The organism is Pseudomonas sp. Ps21-P2 (assembly GCF_039672565.1).
In the GTDB taxonomy this organism is placed as follows: Bacteria; Pseudomonadota; Gammaproteobacteria; order Pseudomonadales; family Pseudomonadaceae; genus Aquipseudomonas.
In genome coordinates, this window is the sequence record NZ_JBDFPL010000001.1 from 237,635 (window position 1) to 258,766 (window position 21,132).

Genomic DNA, 21,132 nt, shown 5'->3' on the forward strand with positions numbered 1-21,132 from the left:
ACGGCGCCGCTTTCACCGAATCCGTGATGAGTCGCGCACCATGAAAAAAACCAGAATTCATCCATGGCCCATCCGCCTGACGCACTGGATCAATGCCTTCGGCATGGTCTGCATGTTCATGAGCGGGTGGGGCATCTATAACGCTTCGCCGCTGTTTCGCTTCTCCTTCCCCCGGGATTTCACCCTGGGCGGCTGGCTGGGTGGCGCGCTGGCGTGGCACTTCGCAGTGATGTGGCTGTTGGTGATCAACGGCCTGATCTACGTGCTGTATGGCCTGTTCACGCGGCATTTCAAGCGCGACTTCCTGCCGGTCACCCCCACAGCGGTCAAGCGCGACATGCTTGACGCGCTGCGTTTTCGTCTCAAGCACGAGAAGGGCGTCTACAACGCCGTGCAGCGCCTGATGTATTGGCTGGTGCTGGCCGCCGGCGTGTTGATCGTGCTCACGGGGCTGGCGATCTGGAAGCCGATTCAGTTGCAGGAATTGACCGCTGTGTTCGGCGGATACGACTTCGCCCGTTACGTGCATTTTGCGGCGATGGCGTTCATTGGCGCGTTCGTGGTGGTGCATCTGGCCCTGGTGCTGATGGTGCCGAAAACCCTGATGCCGATGATCACTGGCGGTACGCGTGGGATTGAGAGCGGGAAGGTCGAGCATGATTGAGCCTAAAAAACGCGCCATTGCGCGCATCAAACTGGAGCCAGCCCAGCAGATCCAGCTGGAGAGCCTGCAGCGTCGGCATTTCCTCAAGGGCGGGCTGACCGTGGGCGCGATGGCGATGCTCACCGGTTGCAACCTGCAGGACGGCGATCAGGTGGATAAGGTGCTGTGGAGCATGTCGCGCTGGAACGACCGGGTTCAGGCGTGGCTGTTCAGCGGGCAAAAGCTGGCGCCGACGTTCAGCAAGGATCAGGTCCGCACTCCGTTTCCGTTCAATGCGTTTTACAGCGAGGATGATATTCCGGAACTGGACACGGCGGATTGGAAGCTGGGTGTGTCGGGGCTGGTGCGCGACAAGGCGCCGTGGACGCTGGAGGGGTTGCGCAAGTTGCCCCAGCGCAGCGATATCACGCGCCTGATCTGTGTTGAGGGGTGGAGCGCGATCGGGCAGTGGGGCGGTGTGCCGTTGCGGACGTTTCTGGAGCATGTGGGGGCGGACACGACGGCGAAGTTTGTCGGGTTCAAGTGCGCGGATCGGTATTACTCGAGTCTGGACATGCCGACGGCGTTGCATCCGCAGACGTTGCTGGCGCTGGACTTTGCCGAGGTGGCGCTGCCGCCGGAGTATGGTTATCCGTTGCGGGTGAGGGTGCCGACGAAGCTGGGCTTCAAGAATCCGAAGCATATTGTCGAGATTGTGGTGAGTAATGAGAATCCCGGGGGGTATTGGGAGGATCAGGGGTACAACTGGTTTAGCGGGATCTGATCCCGTTCGTTTCAGAATCAAGATCAAGATCAAGATCAAGATCTAAAGCGTCGGCCTAACGGCCTCGGGTTTCGCCTTCGGCGAGTTACTTGGAAAAGCACCCCAAGTAACCAAGGGTGCTTGCTCCTGGTTGGGTTCCTCCTTCGTCGGAATACCCTCACTTCGACGACGCTCCGTGGGCCCGCGCCGAACGGACATCCATGTCCTAGCGGCGCTCTCGCGGCATCCATGCCGCTCGGCCCACTCCGCGTCGTCTGCGTTCGGCCTGCACCCAAGTCGCGATTGGCGGTGTTTGATCTTTTTGCGTAGGAAGATCAAGAGCAGATCAGAAGCAGATCAAGAGCGGATCAAGGGCGGATTGCGGGCTAAGGATGCTGGGGACTTGTGGGAGCGAGCTTGCTCGCGAAGGCATTGGTACATCCGCCGAATAATTGGTGTTTGAAATGCAGCATTCGCGAGCAAGCTCGCTCCCACAGGATGGGTGTGCGATCAGCAAAAATGCTGGCGCCTGGGCTGGCCTCTTCCCGGCTGAAGCCGGTCCTACTGAATGCACCGCGTACACCCCGTGGGACCTGCTTTGCTGATCGTGCCCTCGCTCCGCGTGGGTATGCATCCCAGGACGCTCCGCGTCCATTCCCGGCTGAAGCCGGTCCCACTGAATGCACGCGGTGTCCTGTAGGACCTGCTTCAGCAGGGAAGGCGTCGATCGTCATGCCGCAAACTGATAGCGAACATTCCGGCCTCTTCCCGGCTAAAGCCAGTCCTAAAAACACCGCGGTCACCGTAGGACCGGCTTCAGCCGGGAAGCCCTTGATCTGCTCTTGATGTGCTTTTGATCTTCGGACACAAAAGGCTCAAACACCGCCAATCGCGACTTGGGTGCAGGCTGGACGCAGGTTTCGCGGAGTGGGCCGAGCCGCCTTGATGCGGCGAGAGCGCCGTTGCGGACATGGATGTACGTTCGGCGCGGGCCCACGGAGCGGGACCGGAGTGAAGGAACCCGACGAAGTCGGGCCCAACCGGGAGCAAAGCGTTTTTGGTTACTTTTGGCTGGGCCGGCAATCCGGGCGCTTTTGCCAAAAGTGACCCGCCGTAAGGGCGGAACCATAATTTCAGCAACCACAAATTACGGATATGTCCCCAATCCTCAACAACAAAAAAGCCCGCCTGCCGATCTCTCGGCAAGCGGGCTCTTGAGTACCTGACGAATCAGTTCAGGCCCAATTTCCCGCGCATCTGCGACAGATCTTCAGCCAACGTATTGACCGGACCTGCCAACGCCTTGCGATCCTGCTCCTTCACCTTATCGTACGTCTCGTAGCCACCGTCCTTGGTCTTGTACTTCGCCAGGATCTTGTCCACGGTCGCAAAGTTCTTCTCGACCTTCGCCACGAACGCCTTGTCCGACTGCTCCAACTGCGGCTTGAACAGATCAACGATCTTCTTCGAACCGTCAACGTTGCCCTGGAAGTCATACAGATCGGTATGGCTGTAACGATCTTCCTCACCCGACAGCTTCGTCGCCGCGACTTCTTCCATCAGCGCAGCAGCACCGCCCACGACTTTCTCTGGCGGGAAGGTGATGCCGGCGATACGCGACTGCAGCTCCTTCACGTCAGCCAACAGCTTGTCTGCGAACACGCCCTGATCCTTGGTGGTGTTCTGCGAGAACAACGCATATTCCAGACGGTGGAAACCGGTGAAATCGTCGGCCTTCACGCCGTTCTCGTGATCGTCTTCACGGGAGTCGATCGACGCGTCCAGGTCGCTGAACAGTTCGGCGATCGGCTCGATCGACTCATAGGACAAACGCGTGGTCGGGAACAGCTTTTTCGCCGTTGCCAGGTCGCCCTTCTTGATCGCGTCGGTGAACTTCTGCGTGTCGGCGGCCAGGGTGTCGACGTTTTCGGTCACGTAGATCTTGTAATCCGAAACCGGCGTGACCAGATCCAGCGGCGCGGTGGCGGCGAACGCGGACATCGATGTCTGCAACAGGCCAAAGGTCAGCAACAAAGCGAGGGGCGACTTTTTCATAGAGCTCTTCCTGTGAGGTAAGGGTTGTCAGGCAGTTTTTGTTGTGTGGGCAGAGGCGGCCAGCAAGGACCGGCCAATGAAATCGTTGCTGTCGACCACGCCCGGCAGGGTGAAGAAATACCCGCCGCCCACCGGCTTGAGGTACTCCTCAAGCGGCTCGCCGTTCAGGCGCGTCTGCACAGTAATGAAGCCTTTCTCCAGATCCGCCTGATAGCAGATAAACAGCAGACCCATGTCCAGCTGACCGTTCTTGTTCACGCCGTTCGAGTAGTTGAACGGGCGACGCAGGATCAGGTTGCGCTGGGTTTCGGCCGTGCGCGGGTTGGCCAGGCGGATGTGGGAGTCCAGCTTGGTGATCTTGCCTTCCGGATCGTTCTGGAAATCCGGGACGTCGGTTTCGGTCTTGCCATGCATCGGCGCGCCAGTGGTTTTGACCCGGCCGATGATCGATTCCTGCTCCTGCAGCGGGGTGCGGTCCCAGCGCTCGACGAAGTTGCGGATGATGCGCACCGCCTGATAGCTGCCGTTGGCGGCCCAGGCCGGTTCGTCGCTGCCCGGTTGCACCCAGACCAGCTCGTTCATGGTCTTCTGGTTGTTCGAATCGGGGTTGGCCGAGCCGTCGCGGAAGCCCAGGAAGTTGCGCGCGCTTTCCGGCGGCTGGCCCGGTTTCAGCGGGGCTTGCGCGGGCACGGTGCCTTCCTGTTTCCAGCGCACCAGCAGCAGGTCCGGCAGGTTTTTCACGATGTCGCGCAGGGCGTGAATGTTGCTGTCCGGGGCGTTCGAGCAGAACTGAATGCTCAAGTCGCCGTGGCAGCAATCGGCTTCCAGCGCGTCGTTGGGGAAACCGACCATGCGCTGCAGACGCTTGGGCTTGACGGGTTCGAGGCCAAAGCGGTCGTCGAACAGCGAGTCACCCACCGACACGGTAATGGTCAGGTTGTCCGGCGTGACCACCGGGCCGAGGATGCCGGAATCCAGTGGCGGCAGTTTCGGATCGACCTGGGGCACGGGGCCGCCGGTCATCAGAAACGCAATGCGCTCGTTCAGCGTGCGGAACATGCGCTCAAGGTCTTCGCGGTCCTGGGCCAGCACGTCGAAGGAGACCATCATCCCGGCGGTTGGGCGCGGGGTGACGATGCCGCTCTGATGCGGGCCGTGAAACTCGTTGTGGTCCTGGGTTTTTTCGCTTTTCGGTGCTTCGGTGACCTGCGCCGGCGCGGTGGCGGCGAACGCGTTGCCGGTCAGGCTGGCACCGGCCACCGCTGCGCCCGCAGCGCCAAGGCCCAGCAGGACGCGGCGACGGTCAGTGGAGATCGGCGCGTTTTTTGAATCGGAGTCTTTCATGTGAATGCTGTCTTCGCTCTGGTTTCAGGGCCGGGCGGGTGCATGGGGCACCCGCCTGGGCACGCTCACAGGCCTGAGAGGCCGAGGGCCGGATCGATTCCATCGAGTGCGTCGGCCAGTGCCTTGGCCTTGTCTGCTATTTGTTTTCGTTGTTCGGTGCTGACCTGGTCGTACGGCTTGAAGCCGTCGGCGGTCTTGAGCATCAGCAACTGGTCATCCAGGGCGGTGCTCGCGGTGTCGATCTTTTTCAGCACGTCGCCGGAGGACTTGGCCAGCAGCGGACGCAGCAGGTCGATGACCTTGCGCGTGCCTTCCAGGTTGGCGGCAAAGCCGTTCACGTCGAGGTGGCTGTAACGTTCTTCTTCACCGTTGCTGCGCACCTCGGCGATGCTGCGCATGTTGCGCACGACCATGCTTGCCAGCTGTTCCGGAGCAATGCTCTGGGCCAGCAATTGCTGTTTCAGGCTGGCGATGTCGGTTTGCAGCTTCTGCACGACCGGCGTCAGGCCTTCGACGGATTTCTGCGAGAACAGGCCGAATTCCAGGCGGTGGAAGCCGCCGAAGCCCGGGTCCTGTTCGCGTTTTTCGTAGTAATCGGCGCGGGCGTTGATCGCGTTGTCCAACTCGGACAGGCGCTGCGCCGCAGGGGCGATGCGCTGATAGGCAGCACGGGCCGGCGCGTAGGCGTTCTGCGCCTGGGCCAGATCGCCGCTGTCGATGGCCTGCTGCAAATCGTTGACCGCGCGGATCAACGCGCTGCTCTGGGTGCTCAGGTAGACGCGGTATTCAGACAGCGGGCCAATGAAGGCGACCATTGACGGACGCGCTTTGGCAGCGGCATCGGATTCAGCGGTCGGCGTCACGTGCAGGGTGCCGCGCGGGTTGCTCAGCAAGCCGCAGGTGATGGCGTAGTCGCCCGGCTGCAGGTTGGCGTTGATGATCTGGCTCAGGCCCGGAACGATGTTTTCGCGTTCTTCCACCACGAGCACGCCGTCGAGGATTTCCCATTCCACGGCGCGATCCGAAGCGTTGACGATGCGGAAAGCGTTCTTCCCGGCCGGCACGGTGATCGAATTCGGCTCGCAGCTTTTGGCGTTGATGGTCACGACGGTTTCATTGCCGCTGTTGGCGATGCGCTTTTGCTGCGCGGCCTGGGAGGCGAAATAAAACATGGCGCCGGCGGCAATCATCAAAATCACCGAGCCTGCAACGGCGAACTGCAAGGCGCGAGGGGGCTTGGCTTTCTTGGGAGGAAGGCCGTTGGCAGTGGAGTTCATGGGAGCCCTTATTTGTTCGTAACTGAATGCGTAACCGAAGAAGTGTGACCGTGTTCATGGGCCGGGCGGGTGGGCAGACTCACCACCCGCGCCTGGGGCTTGAAGAACAGGAACAGCGCAAAGACCAGGTACGCCAGGTACGCCACCAGCACGCTGACGGTCGGCGCATCTTGATAGCCGAACATGCCGGCCAGCACCGAACCGGTCGGGCCGTCCATCGGCAGGATCGCGCTGATGTCGAAGACCACGTCCTGGAAGTGGTTCCAGACCCCGGCTTCGTGCAGCGAACGCACGGAGTTGGCCAGAATGCCCGCCGCGACGACGAGGATGAACAGGCCGGTGTAGCGGAAGAACTTGCTCAGGTTCAGGCGCATGCTGCCTTTATAGATCGCGACGCCGATGCACACCGCGATGATCAGGCCGAACAGCGCACCCAGCGGGCCGGACACGCCTTCGCTCTGCTGGAACACGGCAAGCAGGAAGAACACGGTTTCGAGGCTTTCACGGGCGACGGCGAAGAACACCATGCCGATCAGCGCGTAGGTCTGGTTTCTCGACCCGGCCAGAGCGGCGTCCAGGGACTGGTGCAGGTCATGCTTGACCGAGCGCGCGACTTTGCGCATCCACACGACCATCGAGCTGAGGATGACCACGGCGACGAGGCCGACGATGCCTTCGAACAGTTCCTGCTGCTTTTGCGGAAACTCAGCGCTGACCATCTCCAGACCACCGCCGACGAACAGCGCCAGGGCGACCGCCAGGAACACGCCGATCCACACCGCAGGCATCCACTCGCCGCGGCCGGTCTGTCTCAGGTAACTGGCAATGATGCCAACGATAAGCGCGGCTTCAATCCCTTCGCGCAGCATGATCAAAAAAGGAACGAGCATTTATCACCGGTGCATATCTGATAGGGTGTGCGACGTGAATGCGTCGGGTAGCCATTCGCATTCAGCCACTGTGTAACATAATGATACTCATTATTGAATGCGTGCACTGGTTTTTTTGCAAAACCCTGCTTGTTCAGCCGGGGTTCAGGCAGTGAGGGAGCTGGAAGCTTTAAGCGCGCAAGCGGCCAGAGCGTTTTAGCGTTCACAGCGCGGCTTTCAGGGTCTCGACGAATCGCAGCGCTGCCGGGCTCGGGTCCGATCCAGCACGGGTAATCAGCCCGATCTCCCGACACACGCCAGGATGCTCGACCCGCACCTGCGTCAAATCGCCGCGGCCTTCGTCGGCGGACTCCGGCAGCAACGTCATCCCCAGTCCCTGCCGCACCAGCGCCATCACCGTCGACATGTAGTTCGCTTCAAGCCCGGGCGTCAGCACAAGCCCTTCTTCGGCAAATAACCGTTCCACCCGCTCGCGCACGCTGCTGTCGCGACCGGTGAGGATGATCGGCTGTCCGGCCAGAGCCTGCAGGGTGATCGAACGCTCCCGTGCCAGCGGATGGTCAGCGGGAACGAACAGGCTCAGCCGGTCGACCATCACCACCTCGAACGCCAGCCCGTGGCCCATGCGCGCCCGCACCCCCAGCCCGAAATCCACTTCGCCCTCGCGCACCAGCGCATCGATCCGCTGCGCGACCACGTCACGCAAGCGCACTTCGACGCCGGGGAACTGCTCGCGGAAGGTTTTCAGAATGGGCGGCAGCGTGCCGGAACACATCGACGGCAGGGCAGCGACGGTCACCACCCCCCGACGCAGCGCGGCCAGATCCCGCGAGCCGCTGACGATGTTGTCCAGCTCCAGCAGCAGTTTCTCCATGGGCCCGCGATTGTTCTGACCCGCAGCGGTCAGGCTGACCTGGCGCGGGCTGCGCTCCAGCAGGGCAACGCCGAGCCATTCTTCCAGCTGCTGGATCTGCACGGTCAGGGCGGACGGCGACAGGTTCAGCTCCAGCGCCGCCTTGGCAAAGCTGCCGGTGTTGGCAACGGTCAGGAACGCGCGGATGTGCTGAATCGAGTTTTTCATGGCGCTGATTTCCAATGCTTCTTGTCGCGGCGTCATTCGGTTTTTCCGAACGCAGGGCGCCGAACATTTCAATTTACAAAGCTTACCCCCGTTTCGATACTCGCTGAAAACAACAACAGCTCGTCCCGCCGCCCGCCGGTCAGGGATGACGAAGGATCAAACCATGCTCGCCACCCTTGGTGTCATTACCGTCCTCTGCCTGCTCGCTGCCGTCATCAGCAAGCGCCTCTCGCCCCTGGTTGCCCTGATTGCCTTGCCCATCATCGCCGCGTTGATCGGCGGATTCGGTCTGCAAACCAGCGGCTTCATCATCACCGGCATCAAGAACGTCGCCCCGGTGGTCGGCATGTTCGTGTTCGCCATTCTGTTCTTCGGCGTGATGACCGACGCCGGCATGCTCGACCCGATCATCGACCGCATCCTGCGCACCGTCGGCACGCGTCCTACGCGGATTGTCGTCGGCACTGCGCTGCTGGCGTTGCTGGTGCACCTCGACGGTTCCGGCGCGGTGACCTTTCTGGTGACGATCCCGGCAATGCTGCCGCTGTACACGCGGCTGGGTATTGATCGGCGGATCCTGGCCTGCGTCGCGGCCATGGCGGCGGGGGTAAATTTCCTGCCGTGGACCGGGCCGGTGCTGCGTTCGTCGGCGGCGCTGCATGTACCCGTGTCCGAACTGTTCCAGCCGCTGATTCCGGTGCAGATCGTCGGCCTGGCCTTTGTTTTCTTCTGCGCCTGGATGCTCGGGCGGCGTGAGGAAAAGCGCCTGGGGCTGGGCCGCTTTCAAACCACGGCCGAGCACATCGACGTGGTGCCGCAGCGTGTGCTCACCGAGCAGGAAGCGGTGCTGCGCCGGCCGCGTCTGTTCTGGCTCAACCTGGTGCTGACCATTGTGGTCATGGCGGTGATGATTTCCGGCTGGGTCGATCCGGTGGTGATGTTCATGGTCGGCACGGTGCTGGCGCTGTGCATCAACTACCCCAACGTCGACGCCCAGCGCGCGCGCATCGATGCCCACGCCAAGACCGCCCTGACCATGGCCAGCATTCTTCTGGCGGCGGGGGTCTTCACCGGGATCATGCAGGGCACCGGCATGCTCAAGGCCATGGCCGAAGTGGCGGTGGCGCAAATCCCGGCCGGCCACGGCAAGTTGATTCCGATGGTGGTGGGCTTCCTGTCCATGCCGCTGAGCCTGTTGTTTGATCCCGATTCCTTCTATTTCGGCGTGATGCCGGTGATTGCCGAAGTCGGTCGCTCCCTGGGCGTTGATCCGCTGCAAGTGGCCCAGGCCTCGCTGCTGGGCGTGCACACCACCGGCTTCCCGGTCAGCCCGCTGACGCCGGCCACCTTCCTGCTGGTCGGGCTGTGCAAGGTCGAACTGGCCGACCACCAGCGCTTCACCATTCCGTTTCTGTTTGCCGCATCGGTGCTGATGACCCTGACCGCACTGTTGCTGGGAGTGTTTTAAATGAAGACATTACGTATCGGCTCTGGCGCCGGTTATTCCGGTGACCGTATCGAGCCCGCCGTTGAGTTGGCTGAGAAGGGCGAACTGGATTACCTGGTTTTCGAGTGCCTGGCCGAGCGCACCATTGCCCTCGCACAACAAGCGCGGCTCAGCGATCCCGAGGCCGGTTTCGACCCGCTGCTGAGTGAGCGCATGCGTCGCGTGCTGCCGTTTGTGGGGCGTGGACGGGAAGCAGGGCAACGTCGGCTTCGGCTGATCAGCAACATGGGCGCGGCCAATCCGCTGGCGGCGGCGCGGGAAGTGCGGCGCATTGCGATCAAGTTGGGGCTGCACGGGCTGAAGGTCGCGGCGGTGACAGGGGATGACGTGCTCGCTGTTCTAAAGGCGAGTCCTGAACAGGTGCTCGATAACGGCGCGACGATTGCTTCGTTAGGTGATCGGTTTATCTCGGCGAATGCCTACCTGGGTGCCGAGGGGATTGTCGAGGCGCTGAAGGCCGATGCTGATGTGGTCATCACCGGTCGGGTCGCCGATCCCTCGTTGTTTCTTGCGCCGCAGCTGTTCGAATTCGGCTGGGCCGAGGACGACTGGACGCGGCTGGGACGCGGTACGCTGATCGGCCATCTGCTGGAATGCGCCGGGCAGATCACTGGCGGTTACTTTGCTGATCCGGGCGTTAAAGAGGTGCCGAATCTGGCCCGCCTCGGGTTTCCGCTGGCGGAAGTCGATGCCGAGGGCAGGGCGGTGATCAGCAAGGTCGCAGGCTCTGGGGGGCGCATCGACACCGCCACCTGCACCGAGCAAATGATTTATGAAGTGCACGACCCGGCGGCGTACCTGACCCCGGACGTGACGGCGGATTTTTCCGGCGTGTCGTTCCATCCAGTTGCCACCAACGAAGTACGGGCTGAGGGCGCCGATGGCCGCGCGCGACCCGAGACGCTCAAGGTCTCGGTGGGTTATCTCGACGGCTGGATCGGCGAAGGGCAGATTTCCTATGGCGGCCCCGGCGCACTGCCCCGCGCGCAACTGGCGCGGGACGTGGTGCTGGAACGTCTGCAACTGACCGGCGTGGTCTTCGATGACGTGCGCGCCGAGCTGATTGGCGTCGACGCATTGCACGGTGCGGCGCTGGGTTCGCGGACGGCGGCCGAGCCGTGGGAGGTGCGCCTGCGGGTCGCGGCGCGCTGTGCAGACAAGGCCGAAGCCGTGCGCATCGGCAATGAAGTCGAAACCCTCTACACCAACGGGCCCTATGGCGGCGGCGGCGCGACCAAGGGCGTGCGGCAAGTGGTGGCCGTGGCGTCGCTGCTGATGCCGCGGGATGTCGTCAAGGCGCAGGTTCATCTGGAGGACGCATTGTGAGCACCGTGAAATTGCGCGAACTGGCCCATTCCCGGACCGGCGACAAGGGCGACACCTCGAATATTTCGGTGATCGCTTTCAAGGCGGAAGACTACCCGCGATTGTTGGAGGTGCTGACGGCCGAACGGGTGGCGGAGCATTTTGCCGAGTTGCTGGGAGACGATGTTTTGCGGGTGCGTCGGTACGAACTGCCAAACGTACACGCGCTGAATTTTGTGCTGCCGGGGATTTTGAAGGGGGGCGTTACACGGTCATTGGCGCTGGATGCCCACGGCAAAGCGCTGGGGGCGGCGTTGCTGGATATTGAGGTTTAGGATCGAGAGTGTTGCTATAGCGGCCGACGCCTTCCCGGCTGAAGCCGGTCCTACGGGGTGCCCGCGAGCCTTTAGTGGGACCGGCTTTAGCCGGGAATGCGTCAGGCGTCACACTGCAGAATGTTCGGTGCTCACACCGGCCTCTTCCCGGCTGAAGCCGGTTCCACTAGGGATGATTCTCGTCACCACCCCTTAGATATCCGTGATCTTCACCACCCCCGTCGCCAACCGCGCGGGCAGCTTCAATTGCGCGCACAACCCGCCGCCTTCGCGATTGGTCAGGGTCAAGGTGCCGCCCAGTGCGATCGTCAATTGCTGCGCAATCGCCAGGCCCAACCCTGTCCCCCCCGTATCGCGGTTGCGCGAGCTTTCGACGCGGTAGAAGGGTTTGATGACCTCGGACAATTCCCCTTCGGCAATTCCCGGCCCGCGGTCCAGCACCTGGAGCGAGAGGCTCTGGTCGGGGTGGGCAATGACCTGGATCTCTGCCGCTCCACCGAACTTCAACGCGTTGTCAGTCAGGTTGACCAGCACCCGGCGCAGGGCGTGGGTGCGGGTGTCGATGACGGCGCCGGTCTTGCCGTTCAACTGCACGTCGCGGCCGACGTCCTGGTAGTCGAACACCAGGCTGTCGAGGAATGAATCCATGTCCACGCGCCGCGCTGTCTCGGTCGAGGTGTCCACGCTTCGCGCATACGCGACGCCTTCCTGGACCAGGTGCTGCATCTCGCTCAGGTCGCTCCAGAGTTTGTCTTTCTCGACGCCATCGTCCATGAACTCGGCCCGCAGTTTCATGCGGGTGATGGGGGTTTGCAGGTCGTGGGAGATCGCCGCCAGCAGTTGCATGCGCTCTTTCACGTAGGTCGAAATCCGTTGCTGCATGGTGTTGAACGCCACGGCGGCGAAGGCCACTTCGGTCGGGCCGCTTTCATCCAGGCGAATGCCTTCTCCGTTCGGGTCGAGGTTGTCGACCGCGTGGGACAGGCGCGTCAGCGGGCGAATGGCCGTGCGTACGGCCAGCCAGGTGCAGACAAACAGCAGCACGAGTTGGCCAATCAACAACAAAGGCAGCCAGGGCGACAGCGGGGTGATCTGCGGGCGCACGTCAATCGTCAGCGGATTGCCGTCCTTCAGCGTCAGATGCGCCTGATAGTGCGGGCGGCTGTCGGCGATGTTATTGAACGTCAGTTCGTAATCGTGACCGAGGCTTTCCTGCATCGAATGCACTGACATCGGCGCCTTGTCCATGTCCACCGGCGTCCCGGTCTGGCCGGCACCGAGGATGTAGCCGTAGGTCGGGTGTTCGAAGCGTGGCAGCCAGGCCTGACGCTCGTCGGCCGGCAGGCGCTCGAGCACGGCGACCGTGGTGCTGAGGTCGCGCTCCATATTGCCGAGCATCGTGGTCATCGCGCTTTCATAGCGCTCATAGAATTGCAGGCCGAACGACAACCCGTGGGCCAGCACCAGGCTGATCAGAAAAATCAGCGAGAGCCGTGACGCCAGGGTGCGCGGCCATCCGACGCTCAGCTTCATGGGCTTTCCCCGAGAATTTCCACGGCGTAGGTGAACACGTAGCCCTCGTTGCGCACGGTCTTGATGTAGGCCGGGTCACGGGCGTCGTCGGCCAGGCGCTGACGCAGACGGCTGACCAGCAGGTCGATGGAGCGATCGAACAGATCGGCGTCACGGCCCTGGGTCAGGTTCAGCAACTGATCGCGGCTCAAGACCCGCTGCGGGTGATCGAGGAAGGTGCGCAGCAGGCGGTATTCAGCGCCGCTGAGGGTAACGACCGTGCCTTGGGCGTCGAGCAAGTGGCGGGCGGTGGTGTCCAGTTTCCATTTGCCGAACGCCAGCATACGACCGGCTTCGGTGACGATCAGGTTCGGCGGCAGCATGCGGGTGCGGCGCAGCACGGCGTTGATCCGCGCGAGCAGTTCGCGGGCGGCGAAGGGTTTGACCAGATAATCGTCTGCGCCCATTTCCAGGCCAATGATGCGGTCGGTTTCGTCGCTGCGGGCGGTGAGCATCAGCACGGGGGTGGTCTTGTGCTTGCCGGTGCGCAGCTCGCGGCACAGCAGCAGGCCATCGTCGCCCGGCATCATGATGTCGAGCACGATCAGGTCGACGGGCGTCGATTCCAGAAACGAACGCATCTGCCTGCCATCCGCGACCACGGTGGTGCGCAGGCCGTTCTTCTTCAGGTAATTGCCCACCAGCTCTCGAATCTCGCGATCGTCATCGACAATCAGAATGTGATCGACGTGCTCCATTGCCGCAGCTCCCGTATTCATGTGTGTGTGGCGCATCTTAACCAGTCGCGCGTGACTTGCCTGCCGGGGTTTGTATTGCACTGTATCTGGCGCTGCCGGGCATACATGCGCATGCAAAAGGCGGTTTTTTCGGCGCGAATGTATCGCTGTGTATCTGCAGCGGGCTCTGACACGTAAGGATGATTTTCCGGCCGTTCGCGACACAAGCGAGATACCTGCGGGGCGTTCAATGGGACCCATCGAGACGACAGACACACACCGCCTCGAACCCCAACCGAACAACCTTGGATACCGGAGAACACCATGAACTGGAAGAACCTCAGCATCGCCACCCTGTTTGCCGCCATGAGCCTCGGCGCCCTGACTGCACACGCCCAGCCCGTCGCCCAAGCCCACACTTACATGTACGGCGACCACCTGGACATCGCCAAGGCACTGTCCACCGAAGTCGACTCAACCCCGACCTGCGGCGTGGTCAACGCCCATCTGCGCTACCTCGATTCCCAGGGTCAGCAACAGACCCTGAACTACCAGACCGTGGCCCAGAACTGCCCGCAGGACAACTGAGTCCAGGCTCGGGCGGGTGACGTGTCACCGGCCGCCCGGTTCGCTCATTACCGTTGAAGATTTTATGAGGATCACACCATGACACCGATCAAGACCACCCTGTCCGCCGTTGCTTTCGCACTCGCCGGTTTCGCCGTGCACGCCAACGCAGCGGTGCAGCACACCGGCGTCGATGACAGCGCCTGCTTCCAGCTCGCGCCGAAAGTCGCTGAAAACGGCTCTGACAAAACGCCGCTGGTGATGTGGATTGAAAGCCGCGGACAGATGGTGGCGGAAGGCGGCTCGGAACACACCCGCGCCGGCATGGCGGGTGAGCAGCAGAGCCGAGTGTGAGGCCCGATTCAGGCGGCGGTCTTACGGGCCGTGCGTGGTAACGGCGACACGCAAGTGGGCGGTGATCGGGCGGCAGGAGTAAGCTGTGCTCCTTTTTGACTGCCCGCGCCCACGCGCCGCTCAGGACCTGACGCCCGCAATGAGATCACCCGCTGCCTTCGCGCCACCGCCGTCGCTGTTTCTGCCCCTGACCGAAGAGGTGTGCAAGGGCCTGGCCGCTGGCGAATCGCTGGACGATTTCCTGAGTCAAGCCGGCCGGCCGCAACTCGCTGCGCTGATGCTGCTGCTCAATCTCAACGCACTGGTCGCGCAAAACACCGCCGTCGAACAGCTCGAACGCATGCTCGATGATGTCCTGCGCGCGGCCGCTTCCGTCGAAGAAGCGGGCGGTCGATTTGCCGATCTGGTGCGGGACAGGTTCACCGCCGACCATCTGGCCGCAGGGCTCTCGGTGCTTGAAATTGCCGGCGTCAGTCTGCTCGACGACGCTGATATCGAGCAGCAGGATTACCTCGACGGGGAAGGGCAGTGGGACTTCGGTTTTGGCCTGCGTCATCGCGCCAAACTGGAGCCACTGACCCGGGAGATCGTGATGCCGTCCGGCGACGTCCTGCGCCTGAGCGATCAGCAGAGCCGGATCTTCGACGAGTTCAAGGTCTGCAACGAAGAGTCGTTCCATTTGCAGGCCTATGCCGGGGTGGGCAAGACCTACCTGCTGGCGAAGTTCTTTGAGGTCCTGGTCCCGGAAAAAACCCTGCTCATGGCGACCTTTCCGGGTCAGGTGAGCGCGCTTCAGGCGCGGGTGCGTCAGGCCAACCCCGACGCGCGGATCAACGCCTGCACCTTCGGCCACATGGCCAACCTGCTGCTCAACCGCGACCTGACCGCGCGTGGCTGGCGCAACACCGACATTCAGCGCACCGGCGCCAGCTCGCTGGTCGATGACCGGCAAGTGGCGCAGTGGCTGAATTTGCAGGCGGTGGGCAAGCTGCAGCCCCGTGACGTGGCGCGGGTCTGCCGCAGCACCGTGCACAGTTTCAGCCTGTCGCCACTGGCGAATATCGAGGCGCGGCACTTGCCGTCGTTGGGCCACGCGGCGAGTCAGGCGGACATCGCTCTGCTGCTGGAATACAGTCGCCTGCTCTGGCGCGAGACGGTCAGGCCGTCGGCGCCGCATATTCGTCTGCCGATCCGCAACAGCCACCGGATCAAGTTTCTGGCGCTGACCAGCGAAGTGATCCCCGAGAATTACAGCCACATCATCATCGACGAAAGCCATGAACTGACGGCGCCGATGGTGCAGATCCTCGACCGCAGCCCCCAGGCGGTCATTACGTTGGGCGACGAATTCCAGCAGCTCAGCGGCAAGACTCCACGCCATGGCGGCTTCATTCGCCAGCGTTTCATGACCCAGTCGATCCGCGCCGGCAAGCAAATGGCCGACGTGCTCAACCCGATGATTCAATTGCACCCCAGCGACATCAAGGAAGGTTTCGTCGGCCGCGCGCCTCACCCGACGCGGATCATCGGCCACGGCATCATGCCGATTCCGGAAAAACCCACGACAATTCTGGTCGCCAACGAATGGGGCCTGTTTGCCTGGTTCAAGCGCCTGACCGAAGCCGGCGCGCGCTTTCAAATGCCCCTGCGCACCTTTGAAAGCCTCACGCTGTTCGTCAAAGGCCTGGACCTGCTCTACCGCGAAGACCTGCGCCCGCAGCACCGGCTGATCTTCCGGTTTGCCTATTGGGACGCGCTGGCCTCGGCCATGGGCGGCAGCCACGAATTCAAGGCGATGCACGAGTGGCTCGGTCAGGGCAACCGGCTGCAGGACTTCCTCGATGCCACCCAGCGGTTCTGCAACGACCCGGCCGCCATTCTCAAACTGGCGAAAGTCGAAGACGTGAAGAACCAGGAATTCGACTCCGTGCTGCTCTCCCGCGACCTCATGCGCCCACCGCGCGAGGGTTCGACGCATTCACTGGCCAGCGTGTGCTCACTGCTCTACACCGCCAGCTCCCGCGCCCGGCACGAACTGCTGCTGCCGGGGAACATGAATGACTGGTTGCAGGATTTGGGGCGTAAGTAGGGGGCGCTTCTGATCCAGACGCCGCGCTGCCCGCTGGAACTGATTTACCTGTGGGAGCGAGCTTGCTCGCGAAGACGGCAGTTCAGGCACTGAAGATGTAACGGCTGTTCCTGCCTCTTCGTGAGCAAGCTCACTCCCACAGTCCCAGCGAACCGACCAAAATATCGAGTGAATCCACTATCCCGTGGGAGCCGAGCTTGCTCGCGAAGGCTTCCTGTCAGTCACCAGATAAGGTGGCTGAATGTCCGGGCCCCTTCATGAGCAAGCTAATTCCCACATCACGGTGCTGTCTGGGAAAACAAGGAAAGCCGGCCGCCAGCGTTTCAAACCCGGCAATCACCCCCACGCCACTGCTTCGGACTCACCCCGAACCATCGTTTAAACGCCCGGGAGAACGCGCTGGTTTCCGAGTAGCCGAGCAGCGAGGCGAGTTGGGTGATGCTGAGGTTCTGCTGTTTCAGGTGATTCAGGGCCGAGTCCTGGCGGATCTGGTCGACCAGTTGGGTGAAGCTGAAGCCGTGTTCGCGCAGTTTGCGCTGCAGGGTCCATTCGGACAGGCCGAGGGTGTGGGCGATGTCCTCCAGCGCCGGTTCGCCCAGGTGCAGGATGGCGAGGATGGTCTGGCGGGCGCGGTCGAGGAGCGTGGCCTCGGGACCATTGCCTGTGCTGCTGCCGTTATCGCCCAGCTGGCGGATCGCGTCCTTGATCAGCATCAGCAGAATCGGGTCGCTGCCGGGCATGGCTTTGCCCACGACATCGCACTTGGGAATCAGCAGTGAATTGCAGCGCTGCCCGAAACGCACGTCAGCGCGGAACACGTCGCGGTGTTCGTGCCAGCCCTGGGGTTTGGCGTGTTCGAAGGCCACTTGCCGAGGTGCCCAGTCCGGGCCGAGCACGTGCCGCACCAGGTTCAGCGCCATGCCCATGGTCAGCTCGGCGTCCTGGCGGCGTTCGTTGATCGCGCCGTGGCGCACCTGATAATCGAAACGGTAGCACTCGCCTTGATCCACCAGTTCGATCAGCGTGCTGTGCTGATGGAACGGGAAGGCGGCGGAGAAATTGATCAGCGCGTCTTCCAGCGTCGCCGAGCACAGGCCGATGTAGCCCAGCAGGCCCAGCGCCTGGGGCCGGAATTGCTGGCCGTAACGCAGGCCGAAATTGTCGCAGCCGGTCTGGCTCGCGGCTTCTTCCAGCACTTTGCAGTAGTTGGTCAGCGGCAGGCTCAGGGTCGGGTGCAGCAGCTGCTCGGGGTCGATGCCGGAGCGGCCGAATACCCGGTCCAGATCACCGCCGTGTTGCACGATAAAGCCATCGAGCCCGTTGGCCGCAGCCGACAGCACGCCGCGATTGCTGGCGGCGGGCGAGTTCGATGCGGCGGCGGGGACGAGGGTCTGGAGCATGGGGTGAGGGCTCTGACGGTGTGTAAGCCTATCGTGCAAGCAAATGTCGTACCTTGTGTCAGCCACATGCATCGTCGGGGGAAATCAACGGTCCTGTGGGAGGGACCGGGGTAGCGCTCCACCTTGCTCGAGAAGACTGCATTCCAGCCGCTGCATACTCGGCGAATGTACCGACCTCTTCGCGAGCAAGGTGGAGCGCCACCCCGGTCACTCCTACATGGGCACCGGTGCTACTCGACGACTCATCTGCTGCCCAAGCTGTTGGGAAGTCTGGTGCCACTGCGGTCAGCAAACACAGGCATTGCGTGACCCTCAATAAAGCACCGGGCCGTTTTCACGCGCCAGTGTGGCGCACCCCCGGCAGATACCCGGAAAACTTGACCGCAGACGACAGACCGCGCGCCGTACGGTCAAGCCTTGGCCTGTCAGCTGTGACTATGCTCGACGTCAGACAAATACCGTCGCCTGGCTACCGGGGTACACGCTCATGACTGCTTCACAACTCAAACCGACCTTGGGAACCCTGCACTTGTGGGGACTGGCCGTCGGCCTAGTGATTTCCGGCGAATACTTCGGCTGGAGTTACGGCTGGGGCACCGCCGGGACGCTGGGCTTTCTGGTGACCACGCTGATGGTCGCGGTGATGTACACCTGCTTCATCTTCAGTTTCACCGAGCTGACCACCGCGATTCCCAACGCCGGCGGACCGTTTGCCTATAGCTTGCGCGCCTTCGGCGTGACCGGCGGGATGATCGCGGGGCTGGCAACGCTGATCGAATTCGTCTTCGCCCCGCCGGCCATCGCCATGGCCATTGGTGCCTACCTCAACGTGCAGTTCCCGTCCCTTGATCCAAGGGTTGCGGCCATCGGCGCTTACTTCGTGTTCATGACCCTGAACATCCTGGGCGTGAGCATCGCAGCGACCTTCGAACTGGTGGTCACGATCCTGGCGGTCGCCGAACTGCTGGTGTTCATGGGCGTCGTCGCGCCGGGCTTCAGCTTCAGCAATTTCGTCCTCGGCGGCTGGGCCGGTTCCGACACCTTCGGCCTGCCGGCCATCAGCGGCATGTTCGCGGCGATCCCGTTTGCCATCTGGTTTTTCCTCGCCATCGAAGGCGCCGCCATGGCGGCCGAAGAATCCAAGGACCCGAAACGCACCATTCCGCGCGCTTACGTGGGCGGCATCCTGACGTTGGTGGTGCTGGCGATCGGCGTGATGATCTTCGCCGGTGGCGTGGGCGACTGGCGTACGCTGGCGAACATCAATGACCCGCTGCCACAGGCGATGAAAGCGGTGGTCGGCGGTAACTCCAACTGGATGCACATGCTGGTGTGGATCGGCCTGTTCGGTCTGGTGGCGAGTTTCCACGGCATCATCCTCGGTTACTCGCGGCAGTTCTTCGCCCTGGCCCGGGCGGGCTTTCTGCCACCGAGCCTGGCGAAACTGTCGCGCTTCCAGACGCCCCACCGCGCCATTCTTGCGGGCGGTGTGATCGGCATCATCGCGATCCTCAGCGACGGCGTGATCAACCTGCAAGGCATGACGCTGACCGCGGCGATGATCACCATGTCGGTGTTCGGCGCCATCGTGATGTACATCATCAGCATGCTCAGCCTGTTCAAGTTGCGCCGCAGCGAACCGAACCTTGAGCGCAGCTTCCGCGCCCCGGGCTATCCGATCGTGCCGGGCATCGCCCTGGTGCTGGCGGTGGTGTGTTTGGTCGCCATGGTCTGGTTCAACCTGCTGATCTGCGCCATATTCATCTGCCTGATGGCCGTGGGCGCGGTGTTCTGCAAAATGGTCCGCGGGCGCAGTGCGGCGGTCGCGGTCGCCGGTTAATCACGCGGTTCGATAAAAGAGGTGTGCATGAGTTTTTCCCACAGCATCGGTGGCATGGTCTGGCGCTTCGACAGCCTGCGGGAACTCATGGCCAAGGCCAGCCCCGCACGCTCCGGTGACTTTCTCGCAGAAGTCGCTGCCAGCAGCGATGCCGAACGCGCGGCGGCGCAAATGGCCCTGGCCGATGTGCCGCTCAAGCAATTTCTCACCGAAGCGCTGATTCCCTATGAAGAGGATGAAGTCACCCGCCTGATCGTCGACAGCCATGACCGCGCCGCCTTCGCCCCGGTCAGCCATCTCACGGTCGGCGGCTTTCGCGACTGGCTGCTGGGGGACGACGCCACCGAGGCCAGCCTCAAGGCCCTGGCACCGGGCTTGGCCCCGGAGATGGCGGCGGCGGTGTCGAAGATCATGCGCGTGCAGGATCTGGTGCTGGTGGCGCAGAAAATTCGTGTCGTCACTCGCTTTCGCAACACCGTCGGCCTGCGCGGGCGCATGTCCACCCGACTGCAACCCAATCACCCCACCGATGACCCGGCCGGCATTGCCGCCAGCGTGCTGGACGGCCTGTTGTACGGCAACGGCGATGCCATGATCGGCATCAACCCGGCCAGCGACAGCGTCAGCGCCATCAGCGAGCTACTGAAAATGCTCGACGGCGTCATTCGTCATTACGAGATTCCCACCCAGTCCTGCGTGCTGACCCACGTCACCTCATCGGTGGCGGCCATCGAAAAGGGCGTGCCGCTGGACCTGGTGTTTCAGTCCATCGCCGGCACCGAAGCGGCCAACAGCGGGTTCGGCATCAGCCTGGAAATCCTTCGTGAAGGCTACGAAGCGGGTCTGAGCCTGAAGCGCGGCCCGCTGGGCGACAACCTGATGTACTTCGAAACCGGCCAGGGCAGCGCCTTGTCGGCCAACGCGCATCACGGCGTCGATCAACAGACCTGCGAGGCCCGGGCCTACGCCGTCGCGCGGCACTTCAATCCGTTTCTGGTCAACACCGTGGTCGGCTTTATCGGCCCGGAATACCTGTACAACGGCAAGCAGATCATTCGCGCCGGGCTTGAAGATCACTTCTGCGGCAAGCTGCTCGGCGTGCCCATGGGCTGCGACATCTGCTACACCAACCATGCCGAAGCCGATCAGGACGACATGGATGTGCTGCTGACCTTGCTCGGCGTCGCGGGCATCAACTTCATCATGGGCATTCCGGGGTCCGACGACGTGATGCTCAACTACCAGACCACCTCGTTTCACGACGCTTTGTATGCACGCAAAACCATCGGCCTGCGCCCGGCGCCGGAGTTCGAGGAATGGCTGACGCGCATGGACATCCTGCGCCAGGACGACGGCGGCGTGCGGCTGGGGCAGGGCGTGCCGCCGTTGTTCCGCAAGGCGCTGGCGCAACTGAATTAGTCGCTGATCAGCAG

18 protein-coding genes are annotated in these 21,132 nt (G+C 62.6%); 10 read left to right on the forward strand and 8 right to left on the reverse strand.

Features of this window, described 5'->3' with window-relative positions:
* Positions 1–40: 40 nt before the first annotated feature.
* Both ABEH28_RS01020 and ABEH28_RS01025 read left to right on the forward strand, forming a co-directional pair.
* Positions 41–664, forward strand: a complete 624-nt coding sequence (locus tag ABEH28_RS01020) for a cytochrome b/b6 domain-containing protein (RefSeq protein WP_122622694.1) — start codon at positions 41–43, stop codon at positions 662–664.
* Entirely contained in the window at positions 657–1,427 is a 771-nt protein-coding gene (locus tag ABEH28_RS01025; protein ID WP_346628819.1) for a molybdopterin-dependent oxidoreductase, read from the forward strand. Before ABEH28_RS01020 ends, ABEH28_RS01025 begins: the two co-directional genes overlap by 8 nt.
* Positions 1,428–2,636: 1,209 nt before the next feature.
* Here the strand turns inward: ABEH28_RS01025 and efeO (ABEH28_RS01030) are convergent.
* From efeO (ABEH28_RS01030) to ABEH28_RS01050, 5 genes are all read right to left on the reverse strand, one after another.
* Positions 2,637–3,461 (reverse strand): iron uptake system protein EfeO, encoded by an 825-nt coding sequence (gene efeO, locus ABEH28_RS01030; protein WP_192175100.1) that lies wholly within the window; start codon positions 3,459–3,461, stop codon positions 2,637–2,639.
* 27 nt (positions 3,462–3,488) lie between these two features.
* Positions 3,489–4,805, reverse strand: a complete 1,317-nt coding sequence (gene efeB / locus ABEH28_RS01035) for an iron uptake transporter deferrochelatase/peroxidase subunit (protein ID WP_346628820.1) — start codon at positions 4,803–4,805, stop codon at positions 3,489–3,491.
* Positions 4,806–4,870: 65 nt separating this feature from the next.
* On the reverse strand, positions 4,871–6,082 hold the full coding sequence (gene efeO / locus ABEH28_RS01040) for an iron uptake system protein EfeO (protein ID WP_346628821.1): 1,212 nt from the start codon (positions 6,080–6,082) through the stop codon (positions 4,871–4,873).
* Between the two features lie 8 nt (positions 6,083–6,090).
* On the reverse strand, positions 6,091–6,972 hold the full coding sequence (gene efeU / locus ABEH28_RS01045; protein WP_192175103.1) for an iron uptake transporter permease EfeU: 882 nt from the start codon (positions 6,970–6,972) through the stop codon (positions 6,091–6,093).
* Between the two features lie 202 nt (positions 6,973–7,174).
* Entirely contained in the window at positions 7,175–8,053 is an 879-nt protein-coding gene (locus ABEH28_RS01050; protein WP_346628822.1) for a LysR family transcriptional regulator, read from the reverse strand.
* Between ABEH28_RS01050 and ABEH28_RS01055 the strand changes: the two genes are divergently transcribed.
* Genes ABEH28_RS01055 through ABEH28_RS01065 form a run of 3 tightly spaced genes read left to right on the forward strand, consistent with a single transcriptional unit; the run spans position 8,052 to position 11,200 of the window.
* Positions 8,052–9,521 carry a citrate:proton symporter gene (locus ABEH28_RS01055; protein WP_346628823.1) on the forward strand — a complete coding sequence of 490 codons (1,470 nt, stop codon included), beginning with the start codon at positions 8,052–8,054 and terminating at the stop codon, positions 9,519–9,521. The genes ABEH28_RS01050 and ABEH28_RS01055 overlap by 2 nt on opposite strands.
* Positions 9,522–10,886 (forward strand): acyclic terpene utilization AtuA family protein, encoded by a 1,365-nt coding sequence (locus ABEH28_RS01060; RefSeq protein WP_346628824.1) that lies wholly within the window; start codon positions 9,522–9,524, stop codon positions 10,884–10,886.
* Complete coding sequence (locus ABEH28_RS01065) at positions 10,883–11,200, forward strand: hypothetical protein (RefSeq protein WP_282373232.1); 318 nt, start codon at positions 10,883–10,885, stop codon at positions 11,198–11,200. The genes ABEH28_RS01060 and ABEH28_RS01065 overlap by 4 nt, the downstream gene beginning before the upstream one ends.
* A 192-nt stretch (positions 11,201–11,392) precedes the next feature.
* Here the strand turns inward: ABEH28_RS01065 and ABEH28_RS01070 are convergent, their stop codons facing one another.
* Together ABEH28_RS01070 and ABEH28_RS01075 are read right to left on the reverse strand one after the other, a co-directional pair.
* Positions 11,393–12,733, reverse strand: a complete 1,341-nt coding sequence (locus ABEH28_RS01070; RefSeq protein WP_346628825.1) for an ATP-binding protein — start codon at positions 12,731–12,733, stop codon at positions 11,393–11,395.
* Positions 12,730–13,470: a response regulator gene (locus ABEH28_RS01075; protein WP_192175111.1), complete on the reverse strand. Its 741-nt coding sequence runs from the start codon at positions 13,468–13,470 to the stop codon at positions 12,730–12,732. Before ABEH28_RS01075 ends, ABEH28_RS01070 begins: the two co-directional genes overlap by 4 nt.
* 303 nt (positions 13,471–13,773) lie before the next feature.
* Here ABEH28_RS01075 and ABEH28_RS01080 point away from each other — a divergent pair, with 303 nt between their 5' ends.
* The 3 genes from ABEH28_RS01080 (at position 13,774) to ABEH28_RS01090 (ending at position 16,459) form a co-directional block, all read left to right on the forward strand.
* Entirely contained in the window at positions 13,774–14,037 is a 264-nt protein-coding gene (locus ABEH28_RS01080) for a DUF2790 domain-containing protein (protein ID WP_192175112.1), read from the forward strand.
* Positions 14,038–14,115: 78 nt separating this feature from the next.
* Positions 14,116–14,370 (forward strand): hypothetical protein, encoded by a 255-nt coding sequence (locus tag ABEH28_RS01085; RefSeq protein ID WP_346628826.1) that lies wholly within the window; start codon positions 14,116–14,118, stop codon positions 14,368–14,370.
* Positions 14,371–14,509: 139 nt separating this feature from the next.
* Positions 14,510–16,459, forward strand: coding sequence for a hypothetical protein (locus ABEH28_RS01090; protein WP_346628827.1), 1,950 nt, complete (start codon positions 14,510–14,512; stop codon positions 16,457–16,459).
* Positions 16,460–16,782: 323 nt separating this feature from the next.
* Here the strand turns inward: ABEH28_RS01090 and ABEH28_RS01095 are convergent, their stop codons facing one another.
* Positions 16,783–17,859: an AraC family transcriptional regulator gene (locus ABEH28_RS01095; RefSeq protein ID WP_346628828.1), complete on the reverse strand. Its 1,077-nt coding sequence runs from the start codon at positions 17,857–17,859 to the stop codon at positions 16,783–16,785.
* 487 nt (positions 17,860–18,346) lie between these two features.
* Between ABEH28_RS01095 and eat the strand changes: the two genes are divergently transcribed.
* Entirely contained in the window at positions 18,347–19,699 is a 1,353-nt protein-coding gene (gene eat / locus ABEH28_RS01100; protein WP_346628829.1) for an ethanolamine permease, read from the forward strand.
* Positions 19,700–19,726: 27 nt separating this feature from the next.
* The gene (locus tag ABEH28_RS01105; protein ID WP_346628830.1) at positions 19,727–21,118 is read left to right on the forward strand and encodes an ethanolamine ammonia-lyase subunit EutB; all 1,392 of its coding nucleotides are present in this window, start codon (positions 19,727–19,729) and stop codon (positions 21,116–21,118) included.
* Positions 21,119–21,132 lie beyond the last annotated feature (14 nt).